This window comes from Catenibacterium sp. AM22-6LB (assembly GCF_003435615.1).
Taxonomy (GTDB): domain Bacteria; phylum Bacillota_I; class Bacilli_A; order Erysipelotrichales; family Coprobacillaceae; genus Catenibacterium; species Catenibacterium mitsuoka_A.
The window spans coordinates 22,881-46,489 of the sequence record NZ_QTUM01000004.1 but is presented as its reverse complement, the minus strand read 5'-3'; the positions used below and the strand labels follow the sequence as shown (position 1 = coordinate 46,489).

Below are 23,609 nucleotides of genomic sequence, written 5' to 3'. Positions count from 1 at the left end.
AATTATAACTTGAAAGCTGTTAGAAAACAATTTAATGCCAACACGCATGAAAAGGAAGATATAGGGATATCTTCCTGACTGACTATCTTGGGAGTCTTGCTCTTCTATTTGGGAATTCTTTATCGAATCCTTCCTTATGATCACAATACCAATAAGCAACTGTACAAACATCGTCTTGTCTTTCGTATAGTGCAAGATCATCGTTACCAATTTGCTGTAATGTGACTTTGATATCTTCATCAAAGGCAATTGGATCTAAGATATGGAATCTGTATAAGCCATGGCGAGGAAGGCTGTCATTACCAAAGGCATGAACAGCATTCAACTTACCTGTTTCAAATCTTTCTCTTGTTTTATCCTTTGTTGAATAGAATGGATAACCTAAGAATAAGTTAGAATATGGTTTAACTGAAGGTCTTCCTAATTCATCTTTCTGATGGAATGCCCAGGCACCACCAAAGTAGTCTTCTGAACCTGTTGATGACACTGTTGGATAATCTTCATCACCATCAAGATAGAACTTAAATTCCCCTTCACCCCACCAATATCTTTCTAATGCAGTTAAACCAAGGTAAGTACCTACATAGTAGCCTTTACCTTTTACATCATCTAAGATGACATAGTCTTTTGCAAGCTCAGTCTGACGTTCTCTGCGCCAATAAGCATGGAAATATAAACAATTTTCAGGTAAAGCATCAACTTCAGCATAATTAATAGTATAGAAGAATGATGTAATATCTTTAGGATGTTCATTTGTCATTGTGATGACTGCTCTTTTTGCGAATGGCATTTCAAAATAGCTGTTCATTCCTCCTGTAGGATTCACAACGATTGGTAAAGAGGCCACATCACATCTTTCGCCAAAACCATTACAAAAGAAATCTCCAATAGGTGCTTCTACTGCAGGTGTTTTACTATCATCCCAATAGATTCTTAAGACAACATCTCTCATAACAAAGCTGCCTTTTTCAGTATTTTCACGGATTGTCATCCACATATGTCTAATAATACCTGGACCTTTAATATCCGCAATCACTGTTTCTTCACCCATAGGTAATTTAATGCTTCCACGTCCTTTTCTTGATGGACCTAGGGCACTTGCTTCCATACATGCTTTGCCTTTTTCACCAGTTGGGTTTTCTGGTGATACAGCTCTAGAACGTTCTCCTTTATAAGTCATGATATTACTTAGTAAATTCATAATCTTCTCCTTCCTTTACTGCATGTTGATTGACAGTAATTGAATAATTATTTTTATTTGTAATATGAATGTGCTGATCAGATACCTTGATATCAAATCTTGATTCACCGATATGGAAATCCTCCCAGAAGAAGTTTCCAATAAATTCCTTAGGATGAATCGTTAAGTGTTTATTTGGTGCATCATAGTTGATTCCTAAGAATTCTGTAATGAACAAGATATAGAAGATACCTGAGGCCCATCCACATTTACCACAGCTGTTCATTCGTGTGACATCTCCAGTAGGTGCCCCTACTTTATAAGGCCACCACCACCAGCTGCCATCTAGATCAGCTAATCTTTCTAATTCTTTAAATCTGCCGTGTTCTCCACTCCAGTTTTCTACATTATCAGCACCATTCAATATTGAAATATATCCAGGAAAAGTGGCTCCAGATTGATTTCCCCACTTAATTCCTCTGCTCAGACAACTATAAGTAGGATTCTCATCACTTGAACTAAATTGTCCATAATGCGTTGTTCTGTCTCCTGCTTCATAGCCATAATAATTCAATAATGTAGTGTCTGATTCTTCACCATCATGCATTCTTAATGTGATAGTACCGTCATGATTCACATCAGTTAAGAACTGAAGTCCTTGATCAAGCATCTCTTTACGATAACACTCATCTGACATATGTTCTTTTGCATCTAGATCAAGTGACGCAATACCTTCTAGAAAAATACGATGACCATTCGTTTCTACAGTCATATATTTCTCTATATCATTTTTGATTGCCTGGGCTTCATTTTCTAGTTCAATCGCATATTCCTTCTCGTCAAAGATTTCAAGTGCAAGTCTTGATAGGGAGCGACATGCACGATATACACAAATGTTTGATCCTGTATGATATGTACCAAGGGAGTAGGCATCTGAAATCCAGATACTGTGGTATAGGTGTGGTTCACCTGGATTTCTAGAAGTAATGACTTTGTTAAGGATTTCCTTCATCTGTTTATATAAACCTTCATTATCTAGAAAGAAATGATGATCACCAAAATAATCATAATACGCACCAGAAAGTAGAATCACCGATAGAGAATTACTTAATGAATGGAAGATTCCGCCTTCAAATTTAGTACCTGGGTATTTGATACCATATTGGGCAAACCATTTTATTGTTTTTTTACATAGGTCTGGTTCGGTCATTGTATAAGGCAAGCTAGAATAATACATATCTTTATTCCATATATGAGGAGTAACGGGGTAAGTGCCCCAATTTGAACCAAGTATTTGATTATAACTATTCATGGCAAAAGCACCAGACGCCTGCTGATAGGCTCTTTCAATTAAGTACCCTACCATTGGATCGTTATCAAAATGGACTTTACCTATGCATTGTTTATAATATTGACGTGTTTCTTCTAACCATTCATCAATACTTCTACTAAACAGTTTCTGTGTATCCTGATATGCATTAGGATCAGTGAAAGCAATCATGAATTCTTTTTGAGAATGAGGTGGTAAAGTAAATGAAATACTGTTGTGAGATTGTGTCTCACGGCATTCTATTAATACATTTCTTGTATCAGAGTATTTCTTTTTATAAAGAGAAGGAAGTTCTAAGACACCTTCTCCTTCTGTATCGCTTTGGTTCTCAACGATAATAGCATACATCAAACTACTTAATCTTTCTCCATCATGAGTAATAGGTGCACAAGCAATTAAGCTGACTGTTCCCCAGGTAAAATGATGAATACTTCTTGGAAAAAGATTATCTGCAAGATCAGAGATGACATCTAAGTTATCAGATTTCAATTCAGTTTTATTACCGTTCCAGGTAATAGAGATAGAAAGATCATGTTCTTGAACAAAGTCTTTTCCTACCCAGACACCTGGTTTGCTTTCCATGTAGTAGTTGTGATGAAAGAAGGTAAGGTTTTTAATTGTGCCAAATTCATCAAGATTGGCTTGAACTTTTTGATTAGATGAATCAAATGAAAATGTATCATCTGGAAGCTTATTGCGATAATAACTGATTGTGTTGTCTGTACTATAGATTCCATTCTTGATTCTTAGCATATAGAATGGATTGCATTTCATTGTATTCAAAGCGACCCTCCTGCGGTATTTATTAGCAAATACCTAATAGTGATAAAACGATTCCTAATGCAACGATACCAAAGATAATAGCGATAACGTTGACTTTCTTGTTTAATAGCTTATAGCAGCCAAATGTCATTAATAATGGAACGATACCTTTAAAGATACTATCAAGAGCTGATTGAACATTCATTAAAGACTGTCCCTTCATCTTGAATTCAAGAACTGTTTTAAAGATAACAGTATTGCTTGTCATAGCACCTACCATGATTAAACCAACAATACCAGCTGCCTTTGTAAGGATTTCAATCATGCCATTAGCATATAATTTTTCAATATACTTAGCACCTAAAGAGTATCCTAAACATGCACCATAGTATCTGCATAAGAAGTTTGGTACGTTGAATAATACTAAGAAGATAATTGGAGCAAGGATGTTACCAGCATTAGCAAAACCAATAGCAAGACCTGCACAAACTACTCTCCATACACCCCAGAATAATGAATCACCAATACCAGCTAAAGGACCCATTAAACTTGTTTTAATAGAGCCAATTGCATTGGCATCAAAGTCTGGTTTTTCACTGTTTTCTTTTTCCATTGAACCAGCAATACCCATTACAAATGATGCAAGAGGTACTGTAGTACTGAAGTAAGAGACATGTCTTGCAAGAGCTTCACGTCTTTTCTTTTCATCATTCTTATAGAAATGGTTGATGAATGGAATCATAGCATAACAGAAACCTGCACCACCCATAGTAACTGGGTTAACAGATGCATACATAGCACCTGATCTCCAGAACATCTTTCTGATTAATTTCTTTTCTTCTTTATCAATGTTATTCATTAGTTTCATGCGAAAAAGTCCTCCTCTTCACTTTCATTAGCTGATGCGCTTGCAACAGCTGGTTTAGCCATCATATCTTTTAACTGCATATCACGCTGTGCTGTTACTAATGCAATAACAACACCTAATACCGCGATAGCGATAAGTGGTAATTTTAAATAAGCCACTGCAACAAATCCAAGAATATAGTAAATACCAGTTTTCTTATCCCATAACATCTGCATTAACATAGCCATACCTACAGCAGGAAGCATGTTACCAGCAACTGTTAAACCATTCATGATTACCTTAGGAATTGACTGTAAGATTGTCTGCACTACATCAGATCCTAACCATACAGCAAAGAATGGAATTAAAGCATATAAACCATAGTGTAATACCCATAAACCAAAGTGAAGGGCTGTGATTGATTTATCTTTACCTTCTAAAGCTAGCTGTTCAAATTTTGGTGCGAATGGACCAATAACGAATGAGAAAATAAAGTTCATGAACTGAAGACCTAATACAGCAAGTGGGAATACGATTGGAATAATAGTACCAACATTTCCACCCATCTGAATTGTGAAGGCTGTAGCAAGACCTGCAGCTAGAGCTGGTTCAGCAGTACTTGAGATACCTACATTGACAACTCCCATAAAGATTGATTCTAATGATGCTCCAACTAATAAACCTGTCTGAACATCTCCTAGCAATAAACCAGTAAGAGGTGCAACAACGATTGGTCTACTTAACATGACCATACCGAATAATTCGTGTCCTCCAACGCCTACGAATACTGCCAATGCGACGAAAAATGCGTTTAACATAATAACTCTCTCCTATCTCTTATAAATTTTTTAATACGTTTGTAGCAAGTTTCTTTTCCATTGAAGGTGTACCCTGGAAAAATGTATCTGGATATAATTCAACTAATTCTTTTAATGCTTCTAATTCTTCTTTTGTAAGCATAATTTCCTTAGTTAAAGTAATCTTTTCACCTGAAGTCATCTTTCCAGCGTTACCTAAGTTAACCATTTCAATATTCTTGTATTTCTTACATAAAGTAACAGCATCACGTACTGTTGGCACAAGAACCATTAAGCGCATCTTTTCTGATCTAGGATCATCTAAGATTGATGAAACGCCTTCTACTGATTTAATAATACATTTAATACCTTCTGGCACTGCCATCTTTAATGACATCTTCTGTAATTCGTTTGATGCTGCTTCATCACTTGCAACAACTAAACCATGAAGCTTTAATTCCTTTGTCCAAGTCATAGCAACCTGTCCATGAATTAATCTTTCGTCAACTCTTAAACAAACAATCATTTTCTTTTCCTCTCTTTCTTATAGAAGAAAATCGTCATCGTTTTCTTCTGTGTTGTTTTTTTCAATTTCTACTAAGCATAACTGTTCTCTAGCTTCTTCAATCTTAGCCTTTAAGAACTCGTTAGTAAGTTTTTCTGGAGTCATAGTGACTTCAATAAGAACAGCTAAATTGAATCCTGATACCAAGAAAGTGTTTTCCCTTACACAATATGGAATCATCTTCTGATTTACACTTCCACCCTTAATATCAGTAAAGATAACTACTTCATCTTCCTGTGGAATCTTTGCGAAATATTCTTCAATCTGCTCGTTGATAGGTTTCTGTCCATCTACATAAGCTGTAATATAGTCTACGTTATCTACATTACCGATTAAGAATTCCATTGTTGATCTTGCACCTGAAGCAAGTAAGCCATGTGTGGCTATTAAAATATGTCTCATTTTCATATCCCCCTTACACTTATATAAGTTGCAATTGTCATGCCAACTTTTAAGTTTTCTGTTTTATATTTTCTCCTTTCTTTTTTTCACTTATATATACTGCAATTGACGTGCCAACTTTTAGTTTTTATTTATTAATTCTTTTATTTCTTTTTCTTCTGGCATTACTCTTAATGCACCCTTCTTAGTTGTAATTAAAGAAGCTGCTGCATTCGCAAACTGAAGCATTTCTTTTAAATCTTCTTCAGTCATATTGTCTAAGCCATGTTTAAGTACTGCATGAAGTGCGCAGGCACCAAACGTATCACCTGCACCTGTTGTTTCAATCGTATCCTTATTTAAATAAGGTTCCATAAATACCTTCAAACCACCATAGTAAGCAATACTACCGTTCGGACCAAGTGTGACATTGATGAGTTTTGCATGCGTTCTTTCTCTAATGATTTCAATTCCTTTATCATAATCATTCGTACCAGTCAGCCATTCAATTTCATTATCTGCAATCTTTAAGATATCGCACTGTTCAATACCATACCAGATCTGCTTTGCAGCTAATTCTTCACTTTCCCATAAAGGTGGTCTTAAGTTAGGGTCAAAAGAAATAATCTTGTTTTTCTTTTTTGCATAATCAACCATCACATAAGTTGCAGATCTCACTGGTTCATCTGTCATAGATAAAGAGCCAAAATGAAAGATACGGCAATTATCAATTAATTCATAATTCACTTCGTCTTCCCTAAGCATCATATCTGCCCCTGGCTTTCTATAAAAAGAAAAGCTTCGGTCTCCTGTTTCATCATTATCTACAAAAGCAAGTGTTGTTTTTGCATCAGGATCTAGAATAAGTCCAGTAGAATCAATCTTCTGTTCTGAAATTGTATTCTTTAATAGTTTACCAAACTCATCTTCTCCTACTTTACCAATAAAAGCAGTTTTATAACCTAATTTTCCAAGCATAGCAAGTACATTACATGGTGCACCTCCTGGATTGGCTTCATAGATACGGTTATTCTGTTCACTTAAACCATTTCTAGTGAAGTCTATTAATAGTTCACCTGTTGCTGTTACATCGTACATAGAATACCTCCATTGTTTATTCACTTATATATACTGCAATGCACGTGCCAAGTTTGAGGTATAAATAAAAAAAACTCACAGTTTATGTACTGTGAGATGAAATAAAAAAAGTGACGCAACGCAGGCGTCGCATCACATAAAACATAAATGTTTTTGTCCTTCGTCAGTATTATAGATTCTTTTCATATAAATAGTCAACAACATTTTTTAGCGAGTATTTTTGAACAAAAGAGTAGTACTCTACTATTTCGCAGCATTCCTAAAATAAAAACAGATTCCCTGTTTTTATTTTGGAGAATCAGCTCTATATAGCTAATTTTCTCAATTTATTAACGCATTTGCCGTTTTAAAAAAAGATGGCGCTATTTTGCAACCATCTTCTCTATATTATTTATTTTTAATATACTCTCTTTCTTATAAAGAATATTCCTAAGCAACTCATCATAATCAATAAAGACCATCCAATCATATTAATATAAGTAGTATCACCCGTCTTAATCTGTTCATTTTTATTAGTCTTATTTGTACTCTGAGTTGGTATTTCTGTTATTTCAATATTATCAGACTTAAGTTTAAGCTGTTTATATGAAGCATTCAACATTTCACAAGCTTGATCCACTTCACTTTGTGTAGCTTCTTCATTCATTAATACTTCTTTACTTTGATTTAATACTGTAATTAAAGAATCTGTATTTTCATACTTACTCATGTCTAAAGCATCAATTTTTGAAATCAACTCTTCAAGTTTTGTCTTATCTGCTTTTAAAACAAGATGATCAATAGCCTCTGATAAGGTATTAACCATTTCATCAATTTTTTCTTGAGTAACATCAGCTTTATCTATGAGTGCTTTCGCTTTAAGTACTTCATTATTCACTCTCAACAATGATGAAGGTGTATATTTTGTTTGATCAATAGATTCAGCTTTATCAACAATAGCTATTAACTGAGAGTAATCAATCTTCTTCTCTAAAGCATTTAAAACACCCTCTAATTCCAATATTGCCTTTTGTACCTTATCATTTTGAGGAACAGATTCTTTATAAGCTTCTTCAGCTTGCTTTCTCTTGTCTGTAAGTAATTTAATTGACTCTTCTGTATATTTAGATTCATCAATGTCTAATGCCTTTGTAATCAATTCTTGTAGATGTTCATAAGATTCTTTAGTCACAAGAAGATCTTTTGCATCAGACAAATTCTTATATGCTTCTAAAACAGATTCTTCATTCGCATTTTCATCATTTATTACTTCCTGTGCTTTATTCAAATAAATGTCTAATTCCTCTACACAAGCATCTATATACAATGAACGATCAAGCTTATTCACTTCATCAACCAATGCAATTAAATCTGTTTTATCGCTCTTGAAAATCAATTTATCTTTTGCTTCAACAAGTTCCTCACAAATAGAATCAATCTTTTCCTGGCTGCTATTTTTATCATTGTAGACTATTTCAGCTTCTTGTAACTTATCTTTCAATTTCTCAAAAGTAGCAGGTGCATATACTGATTCATCAAGATTTTTACATTCTTTAATTAAACTACCCAAATAATCAAAATTAGCCAATAATTTCAAATTATTAATACTATCAAGTAACTCTTGTTTTGTTTCTAATATCGTAGAAGAATCAACATTTTCATTGATCACCTTGTAGGTATTATTCAATGCTTGATTGAATCTTTCCTTTGTTTCTGGTGTATAAATAGAAGTATCCATATTGACATTCATATAATATAAATTTGTTAGTTCACATTTATCAAGTGAATCTCCGTATACTTCAAATTCCCATAATGAATACCCATAAATACTGTTAGGTTTAATTCCCTGCATTTTCACATATCTAGCTGTTACACCATTATAATTATATGTTTCAATGCAACCGTTAGAATGTTGTGCATATGTAATATCAGTCCATGTTTCTCCATCTAAAGAAACCTGTAACTTATATTCCTCTGCACCAGTTCCTTCCCAATTCAACTTAATCTGATTAACATTGTAATAATCTCCAAGATCAACAGAAATCCATTGATTTGAAACATCTTCCTTATTGTCTTTCTGTCTTAAAGAAACCCAACGAGATTCCTTTCCTGAAGTGGCATCTTCACTTCCATCAAATGCCTTGGAAGAATCATATTGTGCTTTATATGAACTAGATGCACTAGACTTCTTATTTAGTGCTAAATTTGTAGTCTTTGGCTGTTTAACTCTATTACCATATACTTCAAATTCCCATAATGAATAACCATAAACAGTAGAAGGTTCTAGACATTCTACTCTTACATATCTAGCTACTGTTTGGTCAGTACAGTCAAATTCTCTTTTTCCACCTTTTCCATCACTTACTGAAGTAATATCCTTCCAGTTTTTTCCATTTGAAGAAATCTGGATTTTATAACTTTTAGCACATGCTGCTTCCCAATTTAAAACTATTTTTGAAATATCATAATAATTCTGTAAATCTACATAAATCCATTGATAATCAACAGATTTACCAGAATTATCTTTTCTCCTTAGAGAAACCCATCTTGATTCTTTACCAGATGTTTTATCTACACTTCCATCAAATGCTTTTTCAGAACCATATTGACTCTTATAAATACTAGATGAATATGAAGGTTTATTTAATGCAATGTTTTGATTTTCATTAACTACTGATGATTTATCACCATATACTGCTACTTCATTAATACCAATTCCATAATTCTTATTATTTACACGGCGTGTTTTATAAGAATGAATTTTAAGATATCGACCATAAATATATGAATCATATGTATGAATATCACTTAATGATGCATTTGTTTTTGTTTCAGTAACAACCTGCCAAGTTTTCTTATCAGCAGATACTTCTATTGTATAATCATCTGAGCAGGCATTTTCCCAATCAATTTGAATCTTATTAATTTTTGAATACTGTTCTAAATCAATAATAATCCAGTTATCATCACTGTTTCTAATTGATCCCCAACGTGTTTTAATATTACCATCAACAGCATTTTCTTTTTTTAATTCATCATTATATTGTGAACTTGTTTCTACTGATTTGTTTAATGCGATATTACTATAATTCGTATCTTCTTGTTCTTCATTACCATACGCAACAAGTTCATAGATACTTATTCCATAATTCTTTCCATTAACAATTCTAGTTTTTGTAGAATGTATCTTTAAATAGCGACCATAAACATTATCATCAAATAAATATTGATCATATAATGATTGATTTGATTTTAATTTATCTTTTATAGTAGTCCAGTTTTTCTTATCTAAAGAAATCTCAATACTATATTCATCTGAACATGCGGCTTCCCATAAAATATTTAAAGCCTTAATTGAACATTTTTTCTGTAAATCTACAATAATCCAGTTATCATTACTATCTCTCTTTGAACCCCATCGTGTATTTGTATTGCCATCAACAGCATTCTCTTTCTTTAATTCATCATTATATTGAGAACTTACTTCAACAGGTTTCTTATATGTTAATGCATCCTGACTTTTACAGCTTATTTCTTTAATTTGATAATAAGAACCCTTAGTTTTCTTCATTACTATCTTTATATAAGGGTATATGCCACCGATGCTGACAGTAGAATCAGTTACATTTTGATTCACTGATTTTAAATAAGTATATGTTTTACCATCTTTAGATGTATATATATCAAAATCTGAAGCATAATGATCTCCCCATTTGATATTTAATTCTGAAATGTAACTATTACCAGCATAAAAGCTAATCCATTCTTCATCATTAGACTTACTCTGCCAATAAGTACTCATATCATTATCAAAAGCTGATTTGACATCATGTGGTGATAAAGATGAACTAGCATTATACAAATTACTATCATTTTCATTTAAAGTCATAGATGAACCTGTGTATGGTGCTGATGGCGTAATAAAATCAGTTTTTGTAGTAGTTTGACCATAATCAAGTTTAACTTGAATAGTAGTATTACTTTGGTTTTCTGATGTTGCAAGAGTGATTTTTCTTTGATTTTCAGATTCATCAATAATTAAACTACAAGGCTGATCAACCGTTACTTTATATCCTGTTTTATATTCTAATGTCCCTGCTTTATAAAAATTGATTTGTGTCTGTTTAAGATTTTCATTTCTAACCGCTTGAATATTTTCATTATTCGCAACAATAGTTATAGGATTATTATCAGCATATTCTGATACCTTTTTACTTGTTTTATTTGGCAGAATAATATAAGAATATGACTGATTACTAGGCTTTATTCCATGATTAATATATGCTTTAAATGTTCTTGGAGTAGAAGCCTTCTTTTCTTCTGCCCATAAAGAAGGATTATCTTTCTGATATGCATTAGAAACAGTTACTGATGCTTCATTTGGGAAAACATATCCAACTTTATTATTGTAAATCCACTTACTATTTTTAATAGTTTTAGTAGTATCTTGAGAGATAACATCTCCATCCACTAAAACATTATCAGCTTTTGCCTGATTAAGTGTTGTATGGATTTCAACTGATTCACTAGATGTAATACCTGAACCTAATGCTACAATTTCATCATCAAAGAAGAAATATCCTTTCTTTACTTGAGTTCCCTTTTTATCCATTGCATAAGCACAAGCACCATACTGTCCATTCGATACGCCGATAGTATGACTTGTTCCGTTAGTAAAACGTCCTGAATTAGAATAATCCTGTACTAATCTTGCAGCAGTTGTTGTTCCAGGACAATGTGCCCAATCATAAGTTGGATAAACAGCAGTATATTCATCACCATCTACACTAATAGTAGATGATGCTGATGAAGTCCAATAAATTAGTTGACCTTTATTTCCATTAGGCCAGCTTCCTCTCCATTCTCCACCAATGATTTCATTGGAATCCATTTTTATATTAACACCATAATCATTTCTCATGTGAGATGCATAACCTGATCTCCACATATAGTAATTTCCATTTTTACCATTTGTGATCTGTGGGTTTTCAATATTATTCAAAATGTCCTGATACTCTTTAGCATGTATTTTATCAGAAGCAATCATTCTTTTTAATGGCTCAATATACTCAGCTGCATAATTCTTATAACCAACTGAATATTTATATTCACGATAACCTAAATATAGTTCTTGAATATCTCCTCTAATTGTCCAGCTTGTTCCATTAACCATATAATCAGCCATACGATTAATAACATCTTTTCCTAATGAAAATGAAGTATCTCTCAACATATAAATCCAGAAACTCATATCTCTAAATATGGACATTCCATAGCCATTTGAATAAAACTGTTTACCATGCATATAAAAACTGTTGTCTACTTGTACAGCTTCAGATGTTTTATCATCCTTCTGTGTAACTAAACAATAACTCAGATAATTATTGATCATATCATGTAAATGTTCAGAATCTTCTGTCAACAAATAATAATAAAGATAGTTTTGATCAAACCATAGATTATTTTGACCTGTTCCATATTTAACTGGTACTTTTTCTAAAAGCTTCTTTAACATGATATTTTCTGTATCTTCATCTACAACATCTTCTAGAAATAGAGCCATTCTAGAAAAACGAAGCTGTACGCCTACTTGATTTTCCCACCAGTTTGTTGAACAAGGATTTTGTTCAGCCCAATACTTAATAGCTTTCTCTAGTTTGTTTACTACTTCCTGCTTTTTATATAAAGCATTACCTTCTTTACTATAAGATATAGAAATAGCTTGAAGACGATCTAATGCTAGATAAGGAGACCATGCTGCTCCATTTGCAGCATTATTATTTGCCTTATAACTAACATCATCAAAAGAACCATCTTCTTTTATAAGTTTTAGATAATCGGCCGCCTTAGAAACATAACATGTTTCAACTTTAGAACCATCATCAATAGTATCTAAAGATAAGAAATGTTCCTTTAGCCTTCCCTTGATCATACTTATTTCTTCGTTAGATGTTAATCCAAATGTCACTTGCACATTTGATAGTGACATTGTGAATACAACAAACAAAGAAATTATTATTTTTACTACTTTATTCATCATTAACCCTCCTTTTGTAATCGCTTTCTAATTATAGAATGCCATTCATATACTTTAATTTCAATTTGGATTAACTTGAATAATTATTATTTTACTGAATCTCTTTCAATTATTTTAGTAGATAATAATTGAGTCATTTGAACATCGTTTTCACGATGAATACGATCTATAAGTTTATTGACTGCAATTTCTCCCATTAATTCTTTTTGTACTTGAACAGTAGTGAGTTTAGGAATTGTTTTATCACATAGAGGTGTATCATCAAAGCCAGTAATAGCTATTTGATCTGGTACTTTTATATTCATTAAGGTCAAAGCATTCAACAATATAAATGCATTTGAATCATTAGCACATACAAAAACTTCAGGTAATTCACTTTTTTTAAGTAATGATACAATGCTATTAACATCGTTTTCTAATACATATTTCTCTGTTTCATGTAGGATGGAGTATTGATTTATATATGATTCTATATCAGATATAGTATTTCTATTTACTAAAGCTTGTTTATATCCTATAAAACGATCAGAAAAGCTTAAAGAGTATTCTAAATCTCCAAAAAATCCAACTCTTTTATATCCTTTATCAAGAACATATTGGGTGATTAAATACCCTCCCTGTTTATTGTGAGTTAAAACACAATCACATGTATCCCCTAGTGATGTATAATCTACAAGAACTACAGGAATACCTGTATTTTTCAACTGATTTAAATTCTGATCTGATATTTTACCAACCACTAGAATACCAGCTACTTTTCTATCTATAATACAATCCGGAAATTCAAATTGGTTATCTTCAAAATAATTCAAAATAGATATATAACCTAATTCTTTAGCACGTTCAACGATTGAACGTAAGACAATAGAATAAAAATGTCCTGTATTTGCATAATAACTCTGCATAAGAATACAAATATTAGATTTAGAAAAGACTGAAAGATAATGATGTTTTTCATTAATATATCCCATTTTATCAGCTGTTCTTAATATCTTTAAACGCATTGATTCACTTACACCTGGCTTATCATTTAATGCAATCGATACAGCATTAATAGAAATATTCAATTCTTTCGCAATATCTTTCATAGTCACTTTCATGTTCTCACCCCTTGTTTATAGCACTTCCCCATTACTACTTATTACATTCTTATACCATTCAAATGACTTCTTCTTAATTCTTCTCATATCCTTTAAGTCATCATTATCTCTATTCACATAAACAAAACCATATCTCTTCTTCATTTGAGCACGACTGCTTAAGATATCAATAGGACCCCAAGATAAATATCCTCTACAATCTACGCCTTCTTCCACAGCCTTTTTCATCTCTTCAATATGTTTTCTCATATAATCAATACGATAATCATCATTAACAGTTCCATCTACTAATTGATCATCATATCCATAACCATTCTCTACAATATAGATAGGCATTTCATATCTATCATAAAGTTGTCTTAAAGTAATACGTAAACCAATAGGATCTATTGTCCAACCAAATTTAGACATTTCTAAGTAAGGGTTCTTCTTAATAACTACATCTTCTACATTAGTCAAACTCTCTTCACCATAATGACTAATTGTAGACATATAATAGCTAATTGCAAGGGCATCTGTTTTACCCTTCTTAAGTATTTCAAAGTCTCCTTCTTCTATAACTGGCATAGTACCTTCTCGTTTCATATTTGCTAGGAAATAGCTGTTGTAATGTCCTCTCGCAAAAACATCTAGGAATACAAATGCTTCACTTTGAGCTTTCATAGATTCTAGAGTATCTAATGGGTGACATGTTTCAGGATAACTTTGTACAATAGTGGCCATACCTAAAACATAGCCTCCTTTTTGATGAATGTATTCGTTAATCAAACTATGCGCGATTAAAGTGTTATGCATAATTTGATGATCTAGAGTAATAGGGTTTTCTCCTTCAGGACATACAGCACCAAAGAACATCTTTGGACCTTTTTGTAGTATTCCATTCTGTTCATTAAAAATAATCCAGTATTTTACTTTATGACAATAACGATCTACGATCTTCTTACATATTTCCACAAATATATCTACTACTCTTCTACTCGCAAAACCATTGTATTTCTCATATAAGAATACAGGCATTTCAAAGTGATAGAGTGTAGGAATAGGTTCTATACCCCTCTTTAATAGTTCATCAATAAATTCATCATAGAAAGCAAATCCTTCTTCATTATACGTATTCTCATCACTCATAAGTCTAGACCAGTCTAAAGAGAAACGGTATGCATTAAAGCCTAACTCTTTATATAAATCAAAGTCTTCTTTGTATCTATGATAAGCATCAATACCATTTTTAAAGTCTGAGAACTTACCAGTAACTGTTAAGTCACATACTGCAGGGACTTTTCCTCCTTCAGTATATCCACCTTCACTCTGATGAGCAGTGACTGCACCACCCCATAAGAAATCTTTTCTTAGCATCTTTACTAACTCCTTTATGTATATTCTTATTTAATTCTATTAAGACTATACTTGAATTTCAAGGAAGTAACACTTGAAAAGAAATAGTATATATTATTCTAACGCTCATTTAACACTCACGAGTGTTAGAATAGAATATTATCATCCGTTGAATCTGGTATTTCAATCTCTAGAGTCTCTTCTCGAATTCTATAATATTCATCAACAACAGAATCAATAGATTCTCTATCTCCTGCTCTTTCATAACATTTTATAAGTTTAGCCAGTAAATCAAATGTCGTAATTTCATCAACACCGTATTCTCTTAAACTCGCTTCATAATTTCTTTTGGCATACTCCGATGCCTTATCATATTGTTTCCTTTCACTATATGCATCACAAATAGATTCCGCTATCATAATACTGGTAAAATCAGCTTCACCAAATATTTCTTTACATTCATTATAATCTTGTATAAGTTCTTCTAATGTTTTCTTTTCTTTCATTGGTGTATCTCCTTATTCTTTTTTATTTTCTCTTATTGGCAACATTCTGTAAACAGGAATCAAACATAAGGTGTTCTCAAATTTGAACAGCACTGTGATTTTAAGCATTAGTGTTCTCAAATTTGAACACTAATGTAACTCTATGAATTTGTATTCTTAAATCAAACCTAAGAAAATATTATGATATAATTCAAACAGAATAGAGGTGAATATCATGATGGAAAGAAGAGCATATTTAAATCAATTAGTATCGTGGAAAGATCAAGACATAATAAAATTGGTAAATGGAGTTAGACATTGTGGAAAAACTACGATATTAAAAATGTATCAAGAGTATTTATTAAATAGCGGTGTTGATCAATCACAAATCATTTCTATTAACTTTGAAGACCTTAAATATAAAGATTTACTAGATTATCATAAACTCTACCAATATATCAAAGATAGATTAGTAGAAAATAAAATGACATATATCTTCTTAGATGAAATACAGAATGTTCCTTTTTATGGAAAAGTTGTAGATAGCCTTTATGTAAAAGAGAATATTGATATCTATATTGTAAGATCCATCAAGCATCCAATCACACATTTAAACAGTCAATATATAGAAATACATGTTCTTCCTTTATCATTTAAAGAAATATATAAACCTGGAACTGATAAAGAAGAAGCTTTTCAGAAATATATGAAAACTGGTGGTTTCCCCTATATTAATCAAATACAACTAGATAAAGAACAAATTGATATGTATCTAGAAGGAATAAATAATACTGTGATTGTGAAAGATATGGAAGCATTGTGTGAATCATACCTGATATATCCTGTAGAAGTTATGGATATATCAGGCAAGGAAGTATTAAAGTCCAATAAGAAGTTTTATGTTGTAGATTCAGGAATTCAAAATTATATTCTTCCAAAGCAATCTTATGATTTAGGATTCACGATTGAAAATATTGTTTATCTAGAACTTCTAAGAAAAAGATATATTGTAAATATTGGACGAAGTGGACTTGCAATGGTTGATTTTATTGCGAAAAGAAATGATGTCTATACTTATATACAGGTTACTGCATCACTTGTGGATGAAAATACGTTTGATAGAAAGATTCGTCCTCTAGAACTAATAGAAGATAATTATGAGAAAATAATCCTTACTTTAGATAGATATACACTTGGAAATTATGATGGTATTAAGATAATTAATCTCATAGATTGGTTGTTAGAAGAATAGGCTGTGGCGATTAGATTCGCTACAGCCTTTTATTATTGATTAAGAGTCTTTATTTAGCCTTTTGAATTCTTCTATATACTTTCTCAAGAAAGGAACTACTGTATAATCATTATTTCTAATGAAATTTACACTTAATTGATCAAAGATAAACTTCTTAAAGTCATCATCTAACGCACCTTCTAACACTGTTATTCTACGAATATGACAAGCGTTAACAAGAGTAAACTTCATAGGCTCCTTTTTACCAACATAATAGTATAACTTGTTTAGATCTTCTTCATCCTTCAAGATATAAATATGTTGGAACACCTTTACAACATCACTCTTAAGACATGGATTAAGTACTATTCTAGAAGTATCTCTACAATGTTTCACAAATTTTCTTCCAAGAGAAGTAGCTAAGTTCATAAGTGGTGGATTACCAGCTTTTGTTACTCTTCTTGCTACCTCTTGATATTGGTAAGTGTTTTTATTTAAACTCTTTAGTATACGTTCTATTTCTTCTCTGTACTCTTCATTTGTTTCTACAAAAGAATTTAATAAACGTGTTAGTTTACTCTTAGAAATTTCTTTATCTTTCCTGTATGCATTGAGTCTAAAATCAAGTTCTTTCAAATCAGGTAAAACCATCATTTTACTATTACTGATTAAAACCTGATGATTTGGAGTAGAAATCAACAATTCTGGTTCATAAACAGAACTTTTATAATTTGTAAAGACAGATTCATATCTCTGATATAGTTCTGAAGTATCATCCTCAATCTTATAGTAATCCATGCTCCCATCAGGAAATACACTTAAGAGAAAATACTTAGTAATTTTTTTATTACCACAACGTTTAGATTCTCTTGTAACATATTCAACTGGTTTATCCCAATTCCAGTGATATATAGATATACTTCTATTTGCGATATCTCTTTTAATAAGTAATTCCATTAGAATCCTATCCATAATATTATCACTAATATCAACTGTATTATCTCTAGCAATACAAGTCTCATAAGTGATATGTTGGAAGTTTAGATCACTGACATGCTGGTCTGGAATATTATTAGTCTTACAATATTTCTGATTATGGATCAATGCGATATTGAACTGTTTCCCTTTACCATGATGAATATTATCGATACCTCTATCCTTTAATTTAGAAACAATTAACTCAATCATTTTCTTAGATGAATTATTATTCACACAATCAATCAAATGAACACCTATCTCATTATATAGATTTCTTATATAATCCTGGGATAAGAAGTCTGAATATGTATTGGCCATCTGTTCATTATTTAAATCTATAGGATGTAATTGAACATAATCATTAAGATGTAGATCAACATCAATATAAAACTGATGCAACATACCACACTTAGAATTTTCAAACCCCTGAATATCATGAATATCTAGACTATTCACAAAGTCCTCTCTTTGTCTGCGATATACACTTCTTCTCACAAAACACTGATCTGTATTTAATGGTGTAAGGCAACGGCGAAGTACATAACCTTCACTGCTCTTATAATATCTAGGCAGTTTTAGAATATCATTTCTATATCTTTCATTATGTTCTAATACTTTAGATAAACGATGATAAGATTCACCCTCCATATACACCATACATTCCTGCTTACTTGTTTCTGATTCAATCAAACTAATATGATATGCGAGAATACAATCTTTCTTAAATGATTTCTGATTGAAACTGAAATATCTACCTGAGATGTTATTAAACTTCTGAGAAAATTCCATATTAGGCAGCATATTGATCAACAATTGAGATAATTCAGTCGGTGTTATACTTAAAGGATCATTTATATCTAATGTTTCTACAAATGCTCCTTTATCATACTGATTAATATGTGATTGAAGGTCTTCTAAACAGACTCTTCCTTTTTCAAATATAAGATAAACAGGACCTTTATATCTATAAAGCACAGCTAAGACTGGAGATAATTGATCTAGTTTTTCTAAACTTCTTTTCATAACACATTTTTCTTCATCTTTATCACCAGTTTGTATTGGTTGTATTTTATAGAGATCATAATCACGAATAATATGATCATAATGGATTTCAAGCTTTACTTTGTTTGTCTTAATCATCCTTATATTCCTCCAAACACATTCTTATTTTATTAATTGCTTCTCGATTGGCATGGAATCCATCTTCTTCAAGCAAAGAAGGTATTTCAATAATTCTTGGAGATTCAATAATCTTATCTGATTTATTTTCATCAAATATATTAATAATAATTGCCTTTTCTCCACCTATTTCATTAAGTTTATCAATAATTTTCTTATTCATTTTCTCAGCGTTAAAGTTTGAATATCTCCAATGTTTCAAATCGATATAGACTTTTCCATGCTTATAATCAAAGCGTTCATACTCATATGGTTCTAGTTCATCTAGATCAATACCTAATTCCTGCTTGATGATGAAATGACCTACAAATTCACCTAGTCTTCCCTTATAAATATTCTGAAAAAGAACAGGTGATAACATATAATCATTTACTTCAAAGCAAGTCGCATACTCATGCTTAATAAACTCTTCTCTTAAACCTGGATAATTCAACATCTTAGAAAGACGTGCATTTTCTTCACTAACTTCATGTATATACTTGATTCGTTCAGATTCTTCCTTATTTTGTAGTCTGAGTATGACTTCATCTTTAGATTGATTAAAGAAAACATCTGTATATTCAAAATCATTTTCACCTATGAAATAGTATTTATTCATTGGTTCAGATGAATGAACATAATATTCCTTAACTATTTCATCATCTCTATTAGAACAAGTAGGATGTTTTAAACATGTTTCACCTAATTTCTTATAGGATTCTATTTCCTGAGGTCTCCAATCGCCTGATAAAAATTCATAAATATAGAACTTACCATCACTAGATATACGACTTGCTTCATTCTCAACATAATCATATACAGGAACATCTTCTTGTCTTTCTTTTGCATATTCTGCGAGTTTTATTGTTTCTGGTGAAAGTATTTCAGTTTCTAGTATTGATGTATCAAAACTATTCACAATATCTTTTGTGACTAAGATATGAATGACTTTATTCTTATTAAATGATCGAGATAGGCGCCCTATTGCTTGAATGATCTGTTTTGTCTTAAAGAGACGTATACTTCTACATCCTTTAATATCTGTTTTCACCCATTTTACTGTTGGGTCTTTTAACTTCTTGTACCCTGCTGAAATACATTCATCCAATGCATAATGATTAATTTCATTATTCTCATATAAGTTTTTTACTTGAATTATATAACGGAGTAAGTCCGCTTCCTGAAATGCAAATTCTGTATTATAAAGATTACTTACCACATTTGTGATATCTCCTAGGAAGATACCATCAAAATCTTTTTTCTTGTTTCTTCCATCTTTTTTATTTGAGAAATCTGTCAAGTTAATGGTATCTAAGTTTTCAGGTAACTCATATGCCATATTTTGTCCTGCACCAATAGTAGCATATGCAGAGATTACAAAGATTTTCTCTCCGCAATGCAAACGTTCTAGTATATTATCCTTGTCTTTTTCAAAAGTTACACCACTCTTTAATACTTCATAGTTTTTATCTTTTGTTTTAAAGCCACATTCTTCATTAATTGTTTTAAATAATTCATCAAGTATAGATAGCCTAAAATCCCCTTTGTCTCTTGGTAAAGCATTATTTAAGCATAGAAACGATTTAATATCTTCATGCTGGATAAAGTGTCTATATACCTGTGCCATCCTTAAATATCTTTTAGCACAATATGAATCCTTCACACCATTTAAATTAAACATCTTATATAACTTATTTTTAATTTTAGGGTCATCAAATACTAATCCAATCAAAGTCTTTATATCTTTTTCTTGACAATCAAGCACCTCTTCCACCCTTACTTGGATTTCTCCTGTTTCATACTTTCTATTCAAGAAAGAATATGTTTCCTGTATTCTTAGACGATCCTCTTCTTCAATAAGATGAAAATTATCCTCAAGAGTCTCTTTAAGATACTTGAGTGAGTAATTTGATAATACAGAATCAATATTACATGATGCACTGAGTCCTATGACAGTAGCTTTACTCGCTAGTAGAGCCAATATAGATTCTGCACTTTTATTTAAATGTATATAACTAAAAGCAGTATTAAAGCTATTATCTTTCCTATTAGTAAATTCAAATGAGCGAATACCACGATCATAATAGCTGTTCATCTTCTTAAGACGGTTAGATGTTCTATTAACATTCATTACAGGTTGAATATTAATCTCATCTTCAAAATATTTTATATCTGAGTTCGGTATTTTAAGCATTCTATAAATAGAGCGAATAGCCTCTTCATCAGTAATATAATCTTCTTCTTGAACTTTTGAGTTTCTTATCTTCTTATAATTTGAAGCCAGTTTATTAACATATCGTTTAACAGAAACTAAGAAACTGCTCATATCTCGAATAACTGAATATAAATTATACGCTTCACCTATATTCTGAGGTAGATCATCTCTCTTGTTTTCTATCTTAATTGTCATTTGATTATCATTCTTATCATAATAAATATAAGCATTTTTCTTAGAATTATTTTCAAAGTTTGCATGAAATGTTGAGTCACTCATCAAAAAGTTACGTTGTTTTATTTCATCGCAGTAATAAGATAGTTCATCATGATAGTTGTTTCGAATGACCATTGCTTTATTGATAATATCATTAAGCTGTTTATCATTGTCTGGTATTAAACCCTTTACCTTATTGGATGTATTACCCTGCCATTGGATAAATGGACTCGTTATACGATGAACCAAAGGAATAAGATCAATGGTAGACTTCAAACTATTCTCAATAATAATGTTGTTAATTTCATTTTTAGTTGCATCTACTTCATCTATAAACAAAACACTATTATCAATAATATTTGATTCAGAAAATTTATAATCCCCCATATAAATAGGATCTATAGTTGTAAAAAAACGTTTCACAGACATACAGATAACCTTATAATCTTCCACAAACATTGCAGGATATAACGTACCTAGCCACTGATATTTTGACTTAATCATTTCTTTTCTTTCTTCCATAGAATGATTTTTGATATCTGTACTCATTATTACTTTTTTTATTTCTTTTCTAAACTTACCATCAGCTTCCGCAAGATTTTTCTGTGAATCTTGAAGCAGTTTCATTCCGATGCGTCCGGTTTTTAATTCATTTTGAAAATGTTTATAAATATTCAATCTCATCTCTAAATTTTTATAGGAATCTAAAGCTTGAAATTCATTTGGAATGCGTGTTTCATAAAAATGATGTACAATATTATCTACAATACTTTCTACACGTAATACATTCGCTTTATACTCATCTTCACCTAATGCATCTTTTAAATCTTCCATTGGCAAGTTATTCAAATTATTTGTGATAAATATAAAGTGTTTATCAAACTTCTTGTAATTGTTTTTCATCAGTTGTACTGCACTATAGGATTTTGCAGAACCTGTAGGAGTATTCACAAAATACAGTCCGTTACTTCTTTGATCAAATATTTTTTCTAATAGTTCTTTCACAAGTTTTACCCCTTTAATTTATAGAATTCTTCTGTTCCTTTTTTCTCTATTAATTCACATTGTGACTTTATTGTATTTACTGTTTTCTCTACTTCTCTCCTAGATAACTTCATATTTGATTTTAAGTAGCCTTTCATTCTAGAAATTCCTATAATATTATTTCCATTATTCAGCTTAATAAGTTTTTTCATTATTTGATTCATTTCATCCTTCTCTGGTTCTGTCTTATTTGGAGTAGATTTTATTAAAGGTTTTCTAAACAAATAATCAGTTTGTCTTCTTAATAATTCTTTACTTGTTAATGAGGGTTCTCTAAGTATTATCGGATATCCATGAGCCTTCAAATCCATCATCATCTCATAATAATCAATATCATTAGATACCAGTATGATTTGCTTTGGATTGTACTTACCAAAAATATAGCCAATATACATAGAAATTCTATTATCCACAAAGTTTGTTCCTACATTCTTAGTTTCTACTATTGTAATATCATACTCTTCCAACATACTCTTATATTTTTGTGCTGATTTTGTAGTGACAGATCCACAGAATAAGTAATAAACATACTCTTTGTCTAGCACGTCTGTAGGAATACCTTGATAGTTTTCAAAATCAACTATGACTACAATCTTAAAGTCCAAAGTTCTCTCTATTATTTCTGAGTGTTTCTTATTCTGTGAAATAGTACTTTTATCATATAATGCATCAATAAGTTTATTTTGTTGTTCAATCATAATGAGTGCCTCCCTCTCTAATACTATTCTATCTTTTTTTGAAAATAAAAATTTTAGTTAGCCTCTGACAACGGCGAATAAAAGGTATTTAATTATAATGTATAAAAATATAAAAAGCAGTACGGTTCATAGGTGTTCTTATGAACTGTACTGCCTTATTATTTAGATATCTC

Annotated in this window: 15 protein-coding genes; 1 reads left to right on the top strand and 14 read right to left on the bottom strand. The window is 31.4% G+C overall.

The features are described 5' to 3' along the window. Positions 1 to 82 precede the first annotated feature (82 nt). The 11 genes from DW269_RS02070 to DW269_RS02020 all read right to left on the bottom strand — a co-directional run bounded on the left by DW269_RS02070 (position 83) and on the right by DW269_RS02020 (position 15,917). Positions 83 to 1,201 carry a glycoside hydrolase family 172 protein gene (locus tag DW269_RS02070; RefSeq protein ID WP_117458343.1) on the bottom strand — a complete coding sequence of 373 codons (1,119 nt, stop codon included), beginning with the start codon at positions 1,199 to 1,201 and terminating at the stop codon, positions 83 to 85. Next, positions 1,185 to 3,284 (bottom strand): hypothetical protein, encoded by a 2,100-nt coding sequence (locus DW269_RS02065; protein ID WP_233502415.1) that lies wholly within the window; start codon positions 3,282 to 3,284, stop codon positions 1,185 to 1,187. Before DW269_RS02065 ends, DW269_RS02070 begins: the two co-directional genes overlap by 17 nt. A gap of 31 nt (positions 3,285 to 3,315) precedes the next feature. Further along, positions 3,316 to 4,140 (bottom strand): PTS system mannose/fructose/sorbose family transporter subunit IID, encoded by an 825-nt coding sequence (locus DW269_RS02060; RefSeq protein WP_022425284.1) that lies wholly within the window; start codon positions 4,138 to 4,140, stop codon positions 3,316 to 3,318. Then, positions 4,137 to 4,937, bottom strand: a complete 801-nt coding sequence (locus DW269_RS02055) for a PTS sugar transporter subunit IIC (protein WP_187011790.1) — start codon at positions 4,935 to 4,937, stop codon at positions 4,137 to 4,139. Before DW269_RS02055 ends, DW269_RS02060 begins: the two co-directional genes overlap by 4 nt. Positions 4,938 to 4,956: 19 nt before the next feature. Further along, positions 4,957 to 5,442 (bottom strand): PTS sugar transporter subunit IIB, encoded by a 486-nt coding sequence (locus DW269_RS02050; RefSeq protein ID WP_117458341.1) that lies wholly within the window; start codon positions 5,440 to 5,442, stop codon positions 4,957 to 4,959. 18 nt (positions 5,443 to 5,460) lie between these two features. Continuing rightward, positions 5,461 to 5,883, bottom strand: a complete 423-nt coding sequence (locus DW269_RS02045) for a PTS sugar transporter subunit IIA (protein WP_117458340.1) — start codon at positions 5,881 to 5,883, stop codon at positions 5,461 to 5,463. A 120-nt stretch (positions 5,884 to 6,003) separates the two neighbouring features. Continuing rightward, positions 6,004 to 6,960, bottom strand: a complete 957-nt coding sequence (locus DW269_RS02040) for a carbohydrate kinase (protein WP_117458339.1) — start codon at positions 6,958 to 6,960, stop codon at positions 6,004 to 6,006. 397 nt (positions 6,961 to 7,357) lie between these two features. Then, positions 7,358 to 12,976 (bottom strand): discoidin domain-containing protein, encoded by a 5,619-nt coding sequence (locus DW269_RS02035; RefSeq protein WP_158546283.1) that lies wholly within the window; start codon positions 12,974 to 12,976, stop codon positions 7,358 to 7,360. An 86-nt stretch (positions 12,977 to 13,062) separates the two neighbouring features. Beyond that, positions 13,063 to 14,076, bottom strand: a complete 1,014-nt coding sequence (locus tag DW269_RS02030) for a LacI family DNA-binding transcriptional regulator (RefSeq protein ID WP_117458337.1) — start codon at positions 14,074 to 14,076, stop codon at positions 13,063 to 13,065. A 15-nt stretch (positions 14,077 to 14,091) separates the two neighbouring features. Continuing rightward, a complete protein-coding gene (locus tag DW269_RS02025) occupies positions 14,092 to 15,432 on the bottom strand; it encodes a glycoside hydrolase family 1 protein (protein ID WP_117458336.1) in 1,341 nt (446 codons plus the stop codon). A gap of 125 nt (positions 15,433 to 15,557) precedes the next feature. Beyond that, on the bottom strand, positions 15,558 to 15,917 hold the full coding sequence (locus DW269_RS02020) for a hypothetical protein (protein WP_117458335.1): 360 nt from the start codon (positions 15,915 to 15,917) through the stop codon (positions 15,558 to 15,560). Positions 15,918 to 16,134: 217 nt separating this feature from the next. Here DW269_RS02020 and DW269_RS02015 point away from each other — a divergent pair, with 217 nt between their 5' ends. Then, on the top strand, positions 16,135 to 17,148 hold the full coding sequence (locus DW269_RS02015; RefSeq protein ID WP_233503267.1) for an ATP-binding protein: 1,014 nt from the start codon (positions 16,135 to 16,137) through the stop codon (positions 17,146 to 17,148). 39 nt (positions 17,149 to 17,187) lie between these two features. Here DW269_RS02015 and DW269_RS02010 read toward each other — a convergent pair whose 3' ends face one another. Genes DW269_RS02010 through DW269_RS02000 form a run of 3 tightly spaced genes read right to left on the bottom strand, consistent with a single transcriptional unit; the run spans position 17,188 to position 23,436 of the window. Next, a complete protein-coding gene (locus tag DW269_RS02010; RefSeq protein ID WP_117458333.1) occupies positions 17,188 to 19,245 on the bottom strand; it encodes a hypothetical protein in 2,058 nt (685 codons plus the stop codon). Next, a complete protein-coding gene (locus DW269_RS02005) occupies positions 19,238 to 22,699 on the bottom strand; it encodes a hypothetical protein (protein WP_117458332.1) in 3,462 nt (1,153 codons plus the stop codon). The genes DW269_RS02010 and DW269_RS02005 overlap by 8 nt, the downstream gene beginning before the upstream one ends. A gap of 5 nt (positions 22,700 to 22,704) precedes the next feature. After that, entirely contained in the window at positions 22,705 to 23,436 is a 732-nt protein-coding gene (locus DW269_RS02000; RefSeq protein ID WP_117458331.1) for a PIN domain-containing protein, read from the bottom strand. Between the last annotated feature and the right edge of the window lie 173 nt (positions 23,437 to 23,609).